13 protein-coding genes are annotated in these 15,359 nt (G+C 70.0%); 11 read left to right on the top strand and 2 right to left on the bottom strand.

What is annotated here, in order from left to right:
- The first annotated feature begins 148 nt into the window (after positions 1-148).
- The 3 genes from OHA03_RS14250 (at position 149) to OHA03_RS14240 (ending at position 2,851) form a co-directional block, all read left to right on the top strand.
- On the top strand, positions 149-976 hold the full coding sequence (locus OHA03_RS14250) for a glycerophosphodiester phosphodiesterase (protein WP_267004237.1): 828 nt from the start codon (positions 149-151) through the stop codon (positions 974-976).
- Positions 977-1,029: 53 nt separating this feature from the next.
- Positions 1,030-1,635 carry an ATP-binding protein gene (locus tag OHA03_RS14245; protein ID WP_267004236.1) on the top strand — a complete coding sequence of 202 codons (606 nt, stop codon included), beginning with the start codon at positions 1,030-1,032 and terminating at the stop codon, positions 1,633-1,635.
- Between the two features lie 250 nt (positions 1,636-1,885).
- Positions 1,886-2,851, top strand: coding sequence for a DUF5926 family protein (locus OHA03_RS14240; protein ID WP_267004235.1), 966 nt, complete (start codon positions 1,886-1,888; stop codon positions 2,849-2,851).
- Positions 2,852-3,977: 1,126 nt separating this feature from the next.
- Here OHA03_RS14240 and OHA03_RS14230 read toward each other — a convergent pair.
- Positions 3,978-4,661 (bottom strand): bifunctional DNA primase/polymerase, encoded by a 684-nt coding sequence (locus tag OHA03_RS14230; protein WP_267004233.1) that lies wholly within the window; start codon positions 4,659-4,661, stop codon positions 3,978-3,980.
- Positions 4,662-5,132: 471 nt separating this feature from the next.
- Between OHA03_RS14230 and OHA03_RS14225 the strand changes: the two genes are divergently transcribed.
- On the top strand, positions 5,133-6,620 hold the full coding sequence (locus OHA03_RS14225; RefSeq protein WP_267004231.1) for a PP2C family protein-serine/threonine phosphatase: 1,488 nt from the start codon (positions 5,133-5,135) through the stop codon (positions 6,618-6,620).
- Between the two features lie 193 nt (positions 6,621-6,813).
- Positions 6,814-8,277, top strand: coding sequence for an aminopeptidase P family protein (locus OHA03_RS14220; RefSeq protein ID WP_267004229.1), 1,464 nt, complete (start codon positions 6,814-6,816; stop codon positions 8,275-8,277).
- A gap of 56 nt (positions 8,278-8,333) precedes the next feature.
- Here OHA03_RS14220 and OHA03_RS14215 read toward each other — a convergent pair whose 3' ends face one another.
- Positions 8,334-8,897, bottom strand: coding sequence for an ATP-binding protein (locus OHA03_RS14215; RefSeq protein ID WP_267004227.1), 564 nt, complete (start codon positions 8,895-8,897; stop codon positions 8,334-8,336).
- Between the two features lie 228 nt (positions 8,898-9,125).
- Between OHA03_RS14215 and OHA03_RS14210 the strand changes: the two genes are divergently transcribed.
- The 6 genes from OHA03_RS14210 to efeB all read left to right on the top strand — a co-directional run bounded on the left by OHA03_RS14210 (position 9,126) and on the right by efeB (position 15,358).
- Positions 9,126-9,959, top strand: a complete 834-nt coding sequence (locus OHA03_RS14210; protein WP_267004225.1) for a hypothetical protein — start codon at positions 9,126-9,128, stop codon at positions 9,957-9,959.
- A gap of 181 nt (positions 9,960-10,140) precedes the next feature.
- Positions 10,141-10,878, top strand: coding sequence for a YcnI family protein (locus OHA03_RS14205; RefSeq protein WP_267004223.1), 738 nt, complete (start codon positions 10,141-10,143; stop codon positions 10,876-10,878).
- A 46-nt stretch (positions 10,879-10,924) separates the two neighbouring features.
- Complete coding sequence (locus OHA03_RS14200) at positions 10,925-11,575, top strand: SCO family protein (protein WP_267004221.1); 651 nt, start codon at positions 10,925-10,927, stop codon at positions 11,573-11,575.
- Entirely contained in the window at positions 11,572-12,021 is a 450-nt protein-coding gene (locus OHA03_RS14195) for a copper chaperone PCu(A)C (protein WP_267004219.1), read from the top strand. The genes OHA03_RS14200 and OHA03_RS14195 overlap by 4 nt, the downstream gene beginning before the upstream one ends.
- A gap of 14 nt (positions 12,022-12,035) precedes the next feature.
- Complete coding sequence (locus OHA03_RS14190) at positions 12,036-13,982, top strand: copper resistance protein CopC (protein WP_267004217.1); 1,947 nt, start codon at positions 12,036-12,038, stop codon at positions 13,980-13,982.
- 8 nt (positions 13,983-13,990) lie between these two features.
- Entirely contained in the window at positions 13,991-15,358 is a 1,368-nt protein-coding gene (gene efeB, locus OHA03_RS14185; RefSeq protein WP_267004215.1) for an iron uptake transporter deferrochelatase/peroxidase subunit, read from the top strand.
- Position 15,359 lies beyond the last annotated feature (1 nt).

Below are 15,359 nucleotides of genomic sequence, written 5' to 3'. Positions count from 1 at the left end.
GTACGTGTCCGGAGCCAGCTTTTCCCATGACCCGTCAGGCCACTGTAAGCAGGACCTGTGCGTCCGTGCACCAATCTTTATATCCGGCAAAACGGTCCCCCACCGCAAGGTACGCATCCCCGCCGCCACTCGGTGGCACCATGACGCGGTGACCCACGCACGGCAGCACACCATGCAGCATCCCATCCAGGTCATCGCACACCGCGGGGCGTCCGACGACGCTCCCGAGCACACCCTGGCCGCCTACCGGAAGGCCATCGAGGACGGCGCGGACGCGCTGGAGTGCGATGTACGGCTCACCTCCGACGGCCACCTCGTCTGCGTGCACGACCGCCGGGTGAACCGTACGTCCAACGGCCGCGGCGCCGTCTCCGCCCTGGAACTCGCCGAACTCGCCGCCCTCGACTTCGGCTCCTGGAAGGACCGCGAGGAGTCCCCGGACTGGGATCCGGTGCCGGGCGAGCTCACCTCCGTACTCACTCTGGAGCGACTGCTCGAGCTGGTCGTCGAGACGCGTGCTGCCGGTCGCCCCCTCCAGCTGGCCATCGAGACCAAACACCCCACTCGCTGGGCGGGCCAGGTGGAGGAACGGCTGCTGCATCTGCTGAAGCGCTTCGAGCTCGACACTCCGCCGGACGAGGGCCCCTCGCCGGTCCGGATCATGAGCTTCTCGGCACGCTCCCTGCACCGCATTCAGGCAGCCTCGCCCACCCTGCCCACCGTTTATCTGATGCAGTTCGTCTCGCCGCGGCTGCGCGACGGGCGGCTGCCGGCCGGTGCCCGGATCGCCGGTCCGGGGCTGCGGATCGTACGCAGTCACCCGGGCTACATCGAGCGGCTGCACCGCGCCGGCCACCGCGTGCACGTCTGGACGGTCAATGAACCCGAGGACGTGGAGCTCTGCGCCCGCCTTGGCGTCGAGGCAATCATCACAAACCGCCCAAAACAGGTCCTGTCCCAACTGGGTCGCTTTTAACATCAGTTACAGGGTGTACACCGGCGCATTCAGCCTGTATTCGATCGTTACGAATGCGTCACTGGCGGGCCATTGGCCGGTTTCCGGTCCAGTCCAGGAGGGCATCCACTCCGTGGCGTGGGGCAAAGGAGGTCTCGGGGGTGGCGTTGGTGGTGGCACAGGAAGTGCCCACGTCGTCGAGCATGGCCGTACCCCATGGCCCTGCGGGCGTGGGGCAGGCGCGGCACCGGATGCGCGAGCAATTGCGCAGCTACGGGGTGTCGGATTCGGTCGTCGACGATGCTGTATTGATCCTTTCCGAACTTCTCAGCAATGCCTGCCGACACGGCAGGCCGCTGGGCCGACACACAGATGTGGGTGACGGCGACGTACGTGCCGCCTGGCACGTCGACAGAACAGGTGGGCTGACCGTCGAAGTGACGGACGGAGGCGGTCCGACCCGACCGATTCCTGCCACACCGTCCGTGACGGCCCGCGGTGGCCGCGGGCTCAACATCATCAGCGCGCTCGCCGAGGAGTGGGGCGTACGCGACAGCTCGTCCGGCGAGGTCACCGTGTGGGTGCTGGTCAGCGAGGGCCGGGGGCACGGCCACGGGAACGGGCATCTGCCGGGGCTCGACGGGCTGGACCTCGCCGACGCCTTCGACGACGCGGGCTGACGTGGCCCGAGGTCGATGCACCGGTTCGGCGTACGCACGGACCGGTGAACTGACGGGCTTGCGAACCTGTGTACGGATGAGCCTGTGCACCGATGTCCGGACGGGGCCCGGGGGCCGCTCAACGGAGCGCGACACACCGGCGCTCCGGCGTACGTACCCCATGCGCCCCGGGCGTCTGTGTCCCGGACCCGACACGGGCGGCTAGGCTCGCGGCCCAGACCGCACTGTCGCAATCGGGAGAAAGCCCACCATGGCCAAGAAGCGCCCTCAGACCAAGGCCGGGAAGCAGCAGCTCAAGGACGGCGAGATCCCGGTGGTCGGGGCTCGCGAGCCCTGCCCGTGCGGTTCGGGCCGCCGCTACAAGGCCTGTCACGGCCGCGCCGCCGCCCACGCCGTGACCGAGCTGATCCAGCGCCCGTTCGAGGGCCTGGCGGGTGAGTGCGACTGGGTCGCCCTGCGCGAGCTGGTGCCCGCCGCAACGGTCGAGCTGACCCTGAAGGGCGGACTGCCCGAGGGCGTGCCGTCCGTGACGCTCGCGACCGTGCTGCCGATGGCGTGGCCGGCGCTGCGCCGCGACGACGGCTCCGTCCTGCTCGCCCTGCAGAACGACACCTCCTCCGGCGACCTCAGCCGCGACCTCGCGGACACCCTGCAACGCGCGCTGGCCACCGAGCCGGGCTCACCCGTCGCCGCCCGGCGCGTACCGGCCGACGGGCCGCGCCTGCAGGACCTGCTCGACCCGGAAGCCGCGTTCGAGCCGGTCGTCCACTCCGGCTTCGAGTTCTGGGTCCCGGACGCGGAGAGCGTCACGCCCGAGGTGTCGGCATCCCTGGAGCGTGCGAACGAGGCGGCGATCCCGACCACCATGCTCTCCGGCGTGGACGCTGCGTACTGGTGCGAGACCCCGGAGAAGAACCACCTGCGCTGGGTCATGCCGCACCCCGAGGAACAGCTCCTCGACGCGCTCGCCCGGCTGCACGCCGCCGGCACCTCCTCGCTCGGTGAGGGGACGCGGCTGGTCGGCTCCTTCCGCGCGCACGGACTGATGGTCCCGGTCTGGGATCTGCCGAGCGCGATGGGGGCCGAGGAGTGCGAGAAGCCCGCGGCCGAGCTCGCGGAGCGGCTGGCGCACGCGCTCGCCTCGGATGCTCCGCTCACCGCGGACGAGCGGCGGGCCCGCGGCGGTCTCACCAACCGCCAGGTGACGCTCAGCTGACCGTGTCCGCGTGACGACAGCGGCGGGCCGATCGGTGACTCACGTCACAACTCACAGTACCCGCAAGTAAATAGCTGTCCGAATAAGCGAGATCGAATTTGCGAACGGCAGATCTCTTGTTACCGTTCTAGAAGCCCGGTCGCTGGTGCATCCCCCGTCGCCAGCGACCGGGCGTTCTCATGCCCGGACACGGCGCACGGAGCGACGCACGGGACCGGGCACGGCGACTGCGGAACCGGCGTCAACCCGCCACGGAAGGCGCCGGATTGGATCCGGACCTCAGCAGCAGCGGAACCTCCTCGGCCGTCCCGTCGGGCACCCCGCCGCCAGGCACTCGTCAGGACCTCCGCAGGACGAGCGACGCGGCGTCTCGCAGCCGCCCGGCTCGTCCTGCGACTCCACCGCGCAGTGCGTTTCGACGGCCCTGCCTCCGGGTCCCATCAGCGTGAGTACGGACCGGAGTTCGTCACCCGTCGTATTGCGGTAGTAGCTGCGCGCCCATGTGGCACGTCCGTCGGTCATGACACAGGTCTGCCCTTCGACGCCCTCGGGGGAGGTCAGCTCGGGACCGCACCGGCGACGGTCCGCAGCGCGGAACCGGCCGATCCGGTGAAGGCGGAGCCGCCCCCTCCGCCGGGCCCGCCGACTTTCCCGCGACCGCTCGGCAGGTCGGTATCGGACAGAAGTCCGGGCCAGGAACTCCCCCGTGAAGATCCCTTTGAAAGCGCCCCCGAATACTCCTTCGAAGGCTCCTTCGCACCGGTTCCGGAAGGTCCATCAGAAAGCCCGCCATGACTGGACTTTGCATCGGCAGGCTTTGCATTGCGCGGTACGAGACCGAGGCCGCCCGGGGGTTCCGCAGAAGCCGCGAGCGGAAGCACGACGGCGGAGACCACCACGCCCGCCATAACGATCATGCGGAGATCCGTGGCAGCCCCACCTGTCGACTGCGCGGGAATTCCTGACGGTGCGCCGAAGATATCGACGGAAAAGCGGATGCCGGGGTGGAGCGCACTCATTTAACGCAGAACTCGACCGGCTCACACCCGAACGAGTGAGCCGAGCGGCAGCCCGTACGCCCGCTCGGGAGCCCCACCGGTCTCCGCCGACGCCCGACCGGCCGCTCTCAGTACGCGAGCCGGCTGCCGCCGTCGGGAGCGCTGTTGCTTGCTTCGACCAGCGCGTCCAGGACCGCCTCCACGCCCGGCAGCCAGGGCGTCACAGGGCCGGGCAGTGGAGCCCGTTCCCAGCGCACCTGCCCCGTACCCACCTCGGACGGGGGAAGGACGAGATAGCCCCCCTCGCCGTGGAAACGCAGCGAACTGGGCACCCAGTCCTTGGCGTGCAACAGCTCGCCGAGCTGTTCGAGGGTGTAGGGAGCGACCAGCAGCGACCACCGCGTCGGCGTCGCCACCACCGGACCGAGCCGCATCCCCATGCGGTCGAGCTCGGTCAGCGCCCGGGCGCCGGCCATGGCCGGCAGGCTGAGCGCGCACGGGGCACGGCCGCCGGTGGCCAGCATGATCGGCGCGGTCGGCCGATTGGTCCACCACCAGCGCACCATGCGCTCGTCGGTGGTCGCCGCGAGGAGACCGGGGTCGAAGGGGTGTGCGCCGGGTACGACGCACTCGGGATCGGGGCAGGCACAGCCACGGCCGCGGTCACCGCGACCACCGCCTGCGCTCAGCCCCACTCCGGGAAGCACGGGCCACTGCCATGCGGTGGCGCAGGTCAGGGCCGCGTCGAGCTGGGCGGGCCGTGCCTTGCGCCGGAGCCGGAGCCTGCGTCGCCTTCCGAGGATCTCGCGCATGAGCGCTCGTTCCTTTCCGTTGAACGCCGAGGGCCACATCACAACACGCGTGCGTCACGCCACGTGTGCATTACTTCACCATGCGTACATGTTCTCTAAGTCTGCGGTACGGGTAACCCGTCGGTACCGAGCGTGAGCCGAGTCGAGCTGAGCCGGTCCAGCCAAAAACATGGCGAGGGGCAGCGCGCATCGCGCCTGCCGTTCCATGGTGCACAACCCCGCCACTCGGGGGTGGGGCGCGGCCGTCACATGTGAGGACGTCCGGGCTCGCTGCCAGGTTCCGGGGCGATAGAACTACCCCTGGTTCATCACCGATTACGTACCCAGCATGCCCGGAATGACGCTCCCCCGGGACTTCACCCCGAGGTAACCCCCTGTCGAGCCAGACCCAGTCGACAGCAAATAGCGTCCATAGGGTGCATTTTTGGGCCAACTTAGCAGTCCGCGGACACCACGAATCCAGCAGGGACAATGCTGGACATCTGCTTACTTGTGCGTGTACATGTGGATGCACTGATAGCGGCGCAGAATGACATGGGGGTTTGCGATGCTATTCGACGAAACGCACTGGTCGGAAAGCCGGTTGCCATGAGCGCCCCTCACCTGCCGAAAGTGGCTGGAATCGATCCCACAGTTCCTGTTTCAGCGCACACTGCCGGCTCTCTGGACGATGTGCCGGCCGCGCCAGGGGCCTTTCTTCAAGACCGTCTGGCCGGTTGGGTCTCCGACCTCACCACGCTGCACGAGCTCACCGAGCGCCTGGCCGGAACCAACACCCTCGACGACGCGTTGCACGAGCTGCTCGGTGCCGGTGCGGCCCTGGTCGGCGCCCGCCGCGGGCTGATCGTCTTCGAACCCTCCGACCGTCGCGGCCCGGTCTCCACCATCGGTCTCGGACTCGCCCACGCCGAGCTCGGCCACATCGAGACGGTGCCGCGCAGCGCAACCTCGTACGGCAGGATCCTGGACGGCCTCCCGGGCGCCGAAGGACCCCAGACCAGCCCCGATCTGCTCGGCGACACAGGCCTGGACCCCCGCCACCGCGAAGTCGCCGCCCGGCTCGGATACGCCGCCAGCTACGCGCTGCCCCTGACCACCGCCGCGACCGGACGGCTCGGCGCGGCCGTCTGGCTCTACGACGAGCCCGCCGAACCCCTGGAACGCCAGCGCCACCTCATCGGTCTCTACGCCCGTTACGCGGGCGCGCACCTGGCCCGGCTGCTGGAGCTGCACCGGGCCAGGGCAGAAGTGGCCGCCCTCACCGAGGAGCTGCGGCCCGGCCGGCTGCCCCGGGTCCCCGGCGTACAGCTGGCCGCCCGCCATCGCGCCGCACCGCGCGGCGGCGGTGACTGGTACGACGCGATGGCGCTGCCGGAGGGTGCGCTCGGTCTCGCCGTCGGTTCGGTGGGCGGCTCCGGGCCCAGCGCGCTGACTGCCATGGGACGGCTGCGGGCCGGTCTGCGGGCGTACGCGGTGATGGAGGGCGAGGATCCGGTTGCCGTGCTCTCCGATCTGGAGCTACTGCTGCGGCTGACCGAACCCGCACGGTCCGCTACTGCGCTCTTCGCCTGCTGCGAGCCCGCCGCACGCAAGATCGTGCTGGCCGGTGCCGGGCACACCCCACCGCTGGTGACCGGCGACCGGCGCACGGAGTTCGTCGAGACAACCCTGTCCGCGCCGCTGGGCATGCTCGCCTGCTGGGAGGCGCCGAGCGTGGAGTTCGCTCCGGCGCCCGGCGAGACGCTGCTGCTGTACACCGACGGGCTGCTGCGCCGCACCGGCGACTCGATGGACCGGGCGTTCGCACGGCTCCACTCGGCGGCCGCGAGCGTACCGAAGGCGCTGCGCCGGGACGCAGGATCGGTGGCCGACCATGTGCTGCGGACCGTCCTGCCGAACGGGCTCGACCAGGTCGACAGCGCCGAGGACGTCGTCATTCTGGCCGCACGCTTCGACTGACCCGCGTCATCGGCGGAGCTTCGCGATTCGGCCGAGCAGGTGGTTCGGCCGGTCTCTCCGATCGGTCTTTGTGATCAGTCTCTGCAACAAGTCTCGGCAGCCGGTCTCTGTAAGAGGTCTTCCGGCCCTGGGCCCCCTTCCGCACGCCCGTACGATGGACGGGGTCCAGTGTCGTATCAAGGAGAGACAAGTCGTGTCTGAGGAGCCCACCCCGGAGACCCCGGAGACCGAAGAGACAGAGACGGTCAAGCAGCGGAAGAACGGCCTGTACCCGGGCGTCTCCGATGAGCTCGCCGCCAACATGAAGTCGGGATGGGCCGACACCGAGCTGCACGGTCTCGAGCCGATCGCCCAGGCCGAGCACACTGCGGCCCGCCGCGCCGCACTGTCCGCGCGCTTCCCCGGCGAGCGTCTGGTCATTCCCGCGGGCAACCTGAAGACCCGTTCCAATGACACCGAGTACGCCTTCCGCGCCTCCACCGAGTACGCGTACCTCACCGGCGACCAGACCCAGGACGGCGTGCTCGTCCTGGAGCCGAAGGAGGACGGGCACGAGGCGACCATCTACCTGCTGCCGCGCTCCAACCGCGAGAACGGCGAGTTCTGGCTCGACGGCCAGGGCGAGCTGTGGGTCGGCCGCCGCCACTCCCTGGCCGAGGCCGAGCAGCTGCTGGGCATCCCGGCGAAGGACGTACGTCAGCTCCCGGCCGCGCTGACCGAGGCCACCGGACCGGTCCGTAACGTCCGCGGCCACGACTCGGGCATCGAGTCCGCGCTGACCGACAAGGTCACCGCGGAGCGCGACGAGGAGCTGCGGGTCTTCCTCTCCGAAGCGCGCCTGGTCAAGGATGCCTTCGAGATCGCCGAGCTGGCGAAGGCCTGCGATGCCACGGCACGAGGCTTCGAGGACGTCGTGAAGGTCCTCGACAAGGCCGAGGCGACCAGCGAGCGCTACATCGAGGGCACGTTCTTCCTGCGCGCCCGCATCGAGGGCAACGACATCGGCTACGGCTCGATCTGCGCGGCGGGCCCCCACGCCACCACCTTGCACTGGGTGCGCAACGACGGCCCCGTGCGCTCCGGCGAACTGCTGCTGCTCGACGCCGGTGTGGAGACCAATGACCTCTACACCGCCGATGTGACGCGGACCCTTCCCATCAACGGCACGTTCACGCCGCTGCAGCGGAAGATCTACGACGCGGTGTACGAGGCCCAGGAGGCGGGAATCGCGGCCGTCAAGCCCGGCGCGGCCTACCGCGACTTCCACGACGCCGCGCAGCGCGTGCTCACCGAGAAGCTCGTCGAGTGGGGTCTGCTGGGCGACCTGTCCGTGGACAAGGTCCTGGAGCTGGGTCTGCAGCGTCGCTGGACCCTGCACGGCACCGGCCACATGCTCGGCATGGACGTCCACGACTGCGCCGCCGCACGCACCGAGACGTACGTCAACGGGACGCTGGAGCCCGGCGTCTGCCTCACCGTCGAGCCCGGTCTGTACTTCCAGGCCGACGACCTGACCGTGCCGGAGGAGTACCGCGGCATCGGCGTCCGGATCGAGGACGACATCCTCGTCACCGAGGACGGCAACCGGAACCTCTCCGACAAGCTGCCGCGCCAGGCCGACGAGGTCGAGGCCTGGATGGCTCAGCTCAAGGGCTGATCAAACGCTGATCATCGACCGGTCGTGACCGCACCGCGCGTCGGAGGGCGCTCCGCTCAGGACACCATGAGCAGGGCGCCCTCCCGCCATTTCAGGACCTTGTCGAAGCTCACCACCGCACCACGCCCCGGGCGGTTGGCGAAGTGGACGTGGTCGGCGAGCTGTTCGATGAGGCAGAGTCCTCGGCCGTCCTCGGCGCTGAGCGGCGGGAGCTGCTGCGGATGGTGCGCGGGCGGTTGATGCGCATGCGGCTGTTCGGCAGTGCGAAGCACACGCCGCGCGGGGAAGCCGGGCCCCGAGTCGGCGACTTCGATACGGCATTTCTCACCGTCCAGATATGCGGTGACCCAGTACTGCCCGGAGGCCGTACCGGACTGCTCGCTCCAGGAGTCCCACGCGTCCCATGGGTCACAGTCCCCGGGGGCGACGCGGTCGTCGGCACCCCTCTGCTCCCCGCCGTGCTCGACGGCGTTCGCACAGGCTTCGCTGAGCGCGAGCGACAGGTCGAAGGAGATGTCCGGATCCACGCCCGCGGACTCCATGGTGCCGAGCAGGAAGCGACGGGCGAGCGGAACGCTCGCAGCTTCGCGCCGCAAATGGAGTGACCACCAGATGCTCATGCTCCAGCCTCCTGGCTGCGGCTCGACATACCGATACGTATTGCCGCGGCGGGCGGTTCGTAAGCACAGTTCTGATGTGAGACCGCTCATTCGGCGGATACCAGCACTCCGTACACCCGTGTATGCCGGACCCGTCCAGCTCACGCGCCTCGTGTCCAACCGGTCAGAAGGCGACCTTCCGGACCTGACGTACGGAGGCCGGGGGCGCAGTGCGATGATGACCCGGCCATGTCTACGCCTGTCGCACGCGCCGGAGCCGGTCTGCGGCTACTGAGGGCCGCGGTGTTCACCGCGGCCTGTGTCGCGCTGTCCGCGGCAGGGCACACACTGGCCTCCTGCGCGACCGTTCCTTGGTGGACGCTGCTCGCAGGCTTCCTCGGGGTCTTCGCGGTGGTGGCGCCGCTCGCCGGACGCGAGCGTTCCATGCCGTCCATCGCCACCGCCCTGGCCGGCGGGCAGATCGCTCTGCACACTCTCTTCGGCCTCGGCTCGCACGGCGTCCCCAGCACGACGACGGGCGACGCGGCGGGCGACCGCTCACTGATCCGGTTCGCGGCAGGCCTCGTCTGCGGCGCAGGACCGGAACAGTTGAACGCCGCCGCCGCCCACCGCATCGTCACCGACGCCGGCATCGATCCGGCGACCGTGACGGCGGTGGACCAGGGCCATCAGCACATGGCCACCGGGACAGGAGCGGCGGTCACCGCCGTGACCGACCCGGCCGCGCTCGCCGGTCTACTGCCCAGCCTGCCCATGCTGCTCGGCCACCTGCTGGCCGCGCTGGCCACCGGCTGGCTGCTGCGGCGCGGCGAAATCGCACTGTTCCGGCTGGTCCGGCTGTCGGCGCACCGCGCCAAGCAGCTCATGGCCGGGGCCCGGTTGCGTGCGCTGCGGGCCGCGCTCGCTCTCGTACGGGCACTGTGCGGTCTCCCGGGCGAACCGGCGACCGGGCCGCGCATCCCCCGTACCGCTGTCGACGCCCCGGCTCCCGCAACCGGCGATCCACTGCAGCACCTGGTGATCAGGCGCGGGCCTCCACCCGTATTCACCCTCGCAGCCTGACGCGACACCCTCCGCTCGTTGCACGCACGACTCGACCGCAGTCACCGCTCGGCGCCCGCCATGCGGTGGCCGCCCGGCTCGGTGCAGGCACGCCGCACGTGAGGAAGCGGTGTCGCGATGCCGTCGCGCATCCGCGTGTCGGACCACCTTTCCTTCGTGCTTCAGTGGAGTGATTCCTGCCATGAACGTTTCCCGCATCGCCCTCGCCGGCGGCGTCGCCGCGTCCACCGTGCTGATCCTTGCCGGTACGGCCTCCGCGCACGTCAGCGTGCAGCCGCAGGGCGAGGCCGCCAAGGGCGGCTATGCCACGATCAACTTCAAGGTCCCCAACGAGCGCGACGACGCCTCGACGACCAAGCTCGAGGTCAACTTCCCGACCGACCACCCGCTCGCCTCCGTGATGCCGCAGCCGGTGCCCGGCTGGAAGATCGTCGTCACCAAGAGCAAGCTCGCCAAGCCGCTCGAGGTCCACGGCAACAAGATCAACGAGGCGGTCTCCAAGGTCACCTGGTCCGCCGAGGGCGGCAAGAGCGACCTCGGCATCCGCCCGGGCCAGTTCCAGCAGTTCCCGCTCTCCGTCGGTCAGCTCCCCGAGGATGCCGAGCAACTGGTGTTCAAGGCCATCCAGACGTACGACAACAAAGAAGTCGTCCGCTGGATCGAGGAGCAGAAGGACGGCGCCGAGGAGCCCGAGAGCCCCGCGCCGGTTCTCAAGCTGACCGCCGCGACCACCGACGAGCACGGCGCCGCCGACGACAAGGCCGGCGCCGACCGGGCGAAGGACGAGCACACCGAGGCGTCGTCCGCGTCGTCGTCCTCCAGTGACACCACGGCCCGGGTCCTCGGCATCGTCGGCATCCTCATCGGCGCCGCCGGGGTCGCCTTCGGCGTCCTGGCCGGCCGCCGGCGCACCGCCTGACCCTCCGGCCCCACCGAACCATCGACCCACCAGGAATCAGCAATCCATGCGTAAGAAGACAGTGCTGGCCGCGGCGTTCGTCGCCGCGGCCGCGCTCACCCTGTCGGCCTGCGGCAGCAGCGACGACCCCAACAAGCCCCTCGCGGACGTCTCCGCCCAGGCGAAGACCAAGGCCGCGACGGTGCTCGACCAGCCGTTCACCAAGCCCGACCTCGTCCTGACCGACACCCACGGCAAGAAGTACGACCTGCGCGAGCAGACCAAGGGCAAGCCGACGCTCATCTACTTCGGTTACACCAACTGCCCCGACGTCTGCCCGCTCATCATGAGCAACATCGCCATCGCCAAGAAGTCCCTGCCCAAGGCCGACCAGGAGAAGCTCCAGGTCGTCTTCGTCACCACCGACCCCGAGCGGGACACCCCGTCCTCGCTGGGCAGCTGGCTCCGGGCCCAGGACGCCTCCTTCATCGGTCTCACCGGCGACTTCCCGACCATCCAGGCGGGCGCACGCCAGATCGGCATCGGCATAGACCCTCCGAAGAAGGAGAAGGACGGCACGGTCGTCTCGATGCACGGGTCGCAGGTCATCGCGTTCTCCCCGAAGACCGACAAGGGGTATGTGCTGTACAGCGAGGACACCACGCCCGACGACTACACCAAGGACCTCCCCAAGATCATCAAGGGGGAGAACCCGTGAACTGCCGCACCGTCCTCGCCGGCGTCGTCGCCCTCACCACCGGGCTGACGCTGGCGGGGTGCTCGTCCTCGGGCGGCAAGCCCGAACTGAAGGTGACCGGTGCGTTCATGCCGCAACCCGTCAACGACATGGCGGCCGGCTTCCTCGTCGTACAGAACAGCGGCGACAGCTCCGACCGGCTCACCTCGGTCACCAGCCCGCTCTCCGACGACGTCACGATCCACCGGACGACGAACCAGACGATGCGCATGGTGACGTCCTTCGAGGTGCCCGCGGGCGGCGAGCTGGACCTGGAGCGCGGCGGCAACCACATCATGTTCATGAAACTGAAGCAGCGGCCCAGGCAGGGCGAGAAGGTGTCCGTCGAGCTGCACTTCGAGAAGGCCGATCCCATCAAGGTCGATCTTCCCGTGAAGGAGACCACCCACAACCCGAAGAAGCAGTGAGGGACTGACACTCCATGACAGCCACCGCCCCGCACTTCGGGCCGACCCCGTCCGCGTCCCCGATGCGCCGGCCACTCGCCGCTGCCGCACTCCTCGCCGCATTCGTCGGCATGGTGTTCGGCCTGCTGCTGGGGGGCGCGGGACCGGCGTCCGCGCATGCCGCGCTCACCGGGAGCGATCCGCAGGACGGGGCGGTGGTCGCCACCGCCCCCAAGGAGGTCACGCTCACCTTCTCCGAACAGGTCGCCATGGGCGACGACTCCGTCCGGGTCCTGGACCCCAGCGGCAAACGCGCCGATACCGGTGCGGAACCACGGGACCTGCAGAGCGGCTCCACCGTGAAGTACGGCGTCCCGCTGCACACAGGGCTGCCCGACGGCACGTACACCGTGGCCTGGCAGGCCGTCTCCGCGGACAGCCACCCGGTCTCCGGCGCCTTCACCTTCTCCATCGGCGCCCCGTCCAAGACCACCGTCGCCCTGCCGACGGACCAGGCCGGAGGCGGCCTGGTCGGCACGCTCTACGGCATCGCGCGCTACGCCGCGTACGCCGGATTCATCCTGCTGGCCGGTGGCGCGGCCTTCGTACTGGCCTGCTGGCAGCGCGGGGCGAGCGCCCGCCCGCTGCAGCGCCTCGTCGTGCGCGGCTGGATGACGCTCACCACGGCCACCCTGGCCATGCTGCTGCTGCGCAACCCGTACACCGGCTCCGGAAAGCTCGCGGACATCTTCGACCTGGACGGCCTGAAGACCGTGCTCGACACCAAGCCGGGGGCCGCGCTGGTCTCCCGGCTGCTGCTGCTCGGCGCCGCCGCGCTCTTCATCGCCGTGCTGTTCGGGGCGTACGCGAAGCGCGAGGACGGGCGGGAGAAGAAGGACCTCACCTTCGGGCTGGCCATCGGCGGCGCGGTCATCGCCGCCGGGATCGCCGGGACATGGGCGCTGGCCGAACACGCCTCGACCGGGATCCAGCCCGGCATCGCGATGCCGGTCGACGTACTGCACCTGCTGGCCGTCGCCGCATGGCTGGGCGGCCTCGCCGCGCTGCTGGTCGCGCTGTACCGGACGCCGGACATCGAAGTCACGGTCGTACGCCGCTTCTCCCGTATCGCGTTCGGCAGTGTGCTGGTGCTCACCGCGACCGGGCTCTACCAGTCCTGGCGGCAGGTCGGCTCCTGGTCCGCGCTGACCGGTACCCGGTACGGGCAGCTGCTGCTCCTGAAGGTGGGGCTCGTCGCCGTCCTGGTCGGGGTCGCCTGGATCTCGCGGCGGTGGACGGCTCGCCTCGGTGCGGGCACGACGGAGGCGGAGGGCACGGGCGCCGGCACCGCTGACGCCGATACCGGGGCCGCTGTGGAGACCGAGCCGGTGGCTGTGCCCGAGGATCCCGCACGGGCCACCCAACTCGCCCGGCAGAAGGCCGCCGTGGCGACCGCCACGAAGAAGCGGATCCGCGACGCCGATCGCGATCGGTCCGGGCTCCGCCGCTCGGTACTGGCGGAAGTCGGGGTCGCGGTGGCGCTGTTGGCGGTGACGACCGTGCTGACCTCGACCGAGCCCGGACGTACCGAGGAGGAAGCGGCCCGCACCTCGACGGTCGCATCCGCGCCCACGACCGCAGGCCCCCTCGCGGTGAGCCTGCCTTTCGACACCGGCGGCCGGAACGGCAAGGGGACGGTCCGGATGGACATCGACCCCGGTCGTACCGGCGCCAACGGGCTCCACATCTGGATCGACGGCCCCGACGGACAGCCCATGGACGTCCCCGAGGTGAAGCTCGCCTTCACCCTCGCGTCCAAGGACATCGGTCCGCTGCCCGTCGTCCCCGACCGGCTCACCGAGGGGCACTGGACGGCGAGCGGCGTCCAGATCCCGATGGCGGGCAACTGGAAGATCGCGGTGACCGTGCGTACGTCGGACATCGATCAGACCACCATCGCCAAGAACGTGAAGATCGGCTGAGCAGGATCATGAGCGGAACCAGCATGAGCAGCGCGAACAGCAAGCGCGGCTCGAGCAGCAAGAACGGTGCGGGCAGCAAGCCCGGCACGGATGCCGGAGCCGAGGCCGCCACGGGGGACCTCTCCCGGCGGCGGCTCCTCGGCAGTGTGGGCGCAGCCGGTGCGGCCGGACTGGTGCTGGGCGCGGCGGGTGGCGCGACGGGCTACGCCGCGACCCGATCCGACGAGCCGACCGCGCTGGCGACGATCGGCACGGCCCGGGCAATGTTTCACGGGAAACATCAACCGGGGATCACCACTCCGCTTCAGGCGCGCGGCCATCTCGTCGCGTTCGATCTGGCACCCGGCGCGGGACGGAAGGAAGCCACCGCCCTGATGCGCCGATGGTCCGCCGTGGCCCAGCGGCTGATGGCCGGCGAACCCACCGCCGGCGGCAGTGCGGACGGCACGACACACGACACCGGGATCGCGCTGGACGCCGGACCGTCCTCGCTGACGGTCACCTTCGGCTTCGGGCACACCTTCTTCGAACGCACGGGCCTGGCGGCCCATCGGCCGCCGGGGCTGGACCCACTGCCGCCGTTCTCCTCCGACCGGCTCGACCCCAAGCGCTCGGGCGGAGATCTCTGGGTGCAGATCGGTGCCGACGACGCTCTTGTCGCCTTCCACGCACTGCGCGCCATCCAGAAGGAGGCCGCCACGACCGCCGGGGTGCGCTGGCAGATGAACGGCTTCAACCGAACCCCCGGCGCCACGGCCAAGCCGATGACAGCCCGCAATCTGATGGGCCAGATCGACGGCACCGGAAACCCGAAGCCGTCGGAGAGCGACTTCGACCGGCGCATCTTCGTCCCGTCGCACACGGGGGAGGGCGACGACGCGAAATACGCCTGGCTGGCCGGTGGCTCGTACGCAGTCGTGCGGCGGATCAGGATGCTGCTCGACGACTGGGAGAAGCTCCCGCTGGACCGGCAGGAGCGGGTCATAGGGCGGCGCAAGGCGGACGGTGCGCCGCTGAGCGGTGGCACCGAGACCACCGAGATGGACCTCGACAAGGCGGGGACCGACGGCAAGCTGCTGATCCCGGACAACGCACACGCCCGGATCTCCTCCCCCGAAAGGAACAGCGGCGCGGCGATGCTGCGACGCCCCTTCTCGTACCACGACGGCATCGCGGCGGACGGCACTCCGGATGCCGGGCTGCTGTTCATCTGCTGGCAGGCTGATCCGCTGAAGGGGTTCGTGCCGGTGCAGCGCAAGCTCGACCGGGGAGACGCGCTGTCGCCGTTCATCCGGCACGAGGCGAGCGGCCTCTTCGCGGTGCCGGGCGGCGCGGCGGACGGGGAGTACGTGGGTCAGCGGCTGCTGGAGTCGTGAG

The organism is Streptomyces sp. NBC_00154, from assembly GCF_026342835.1.
Classification (GTDB): domain Bacteria; phylum Actinomycetota; class Actinomycetes; order Streptomycetales; family Streptomycetaceae; genus Streptomyces.
The sequence above is the reverse complement of the archived record's forward strand: the minus strand, read 5'-3'. Positions and strand labels throughout refer to the sequence as shown.

What these genes read in the sequence shown, in the direction of transcription:
- OHA03_RS14245 (WP_267004236.1), top strand. Translation starts at nt 1,030, where the DNA reads ATGCGTCACTGGCGGGCCATTGGCCGGTTTCCGGTCCAGTCCAGGAGG.
- OHA03_RS14240 (WP_267004235.1), top strand. Translation starts at nt 1,886, where the DNA reads ATGGCCAAGAAGCGCCCTCAGACCAAGGCCGGGAAGCAGCAGCTCAAG.
- OHA03_RS14230 (WP_267004233.1), bottom strand. Translation starts at nt 4,661, where the DNA reads ATGCGCGAGATCCTCGGAAGGCGACGCAGGCTCCGGCTCCGGCGCAAG.
- OHA03_RS14225 (WP_267004231.1), top strand. Translation starts at nt 5,133, where the DNA reads ATGCTGGACATCTGCTTACTTGTGCGTGTACATGTGGATGCACTGATA.
- OHA03_RS14215 (WP_267004227.1), bottom strand. Translation starts at nt 8,897, where the DNA reads ATGAGCATCTGGTGGTCACTCCATTTGCGGCGCGAAGCTGCGAGCGTT.
- OHA03_RS14210 (WP_267004225.1), top strand. Translation starts at nt 9,126, where the DNA reads ATGTCTACGCCTGTCGCACGCGCCGGAGCCGGTCTGCGGCTACTGAGG.
- OHA03_RS14205 (WP_267004223.1), top strand. Translation starts at nt 10,141, where the DNA reads ATGAACGTTTCCCGCATCGCCCTCGCCGGCGGCGTCGCCGCGTCCACC.
- OHA03_RS14200 (WP_267004221.1), top strand. Translation starts at nt 10,925, where the DNA reads ATGCGTAAGAAGACAGTGCTGGCCGCGGCGTTCGTCGCCGCGGCCGCG.
- OHA03_RS14190 (WP_267004217.1), top strand. Translation starts at nt 12,036, where the DNA reads ATGACAGCCACCGCCCCGCACTTCGGGCCGACCCCGTCCGCGTCCCCG.
- efeB (WP_267004215.1), top strand. Translation starts at nt 13,991, where the DNA reads ATGAGCGGAACCAGCATGAGCAGCGCGAACAGCAAGCGCGGCTCGAGC.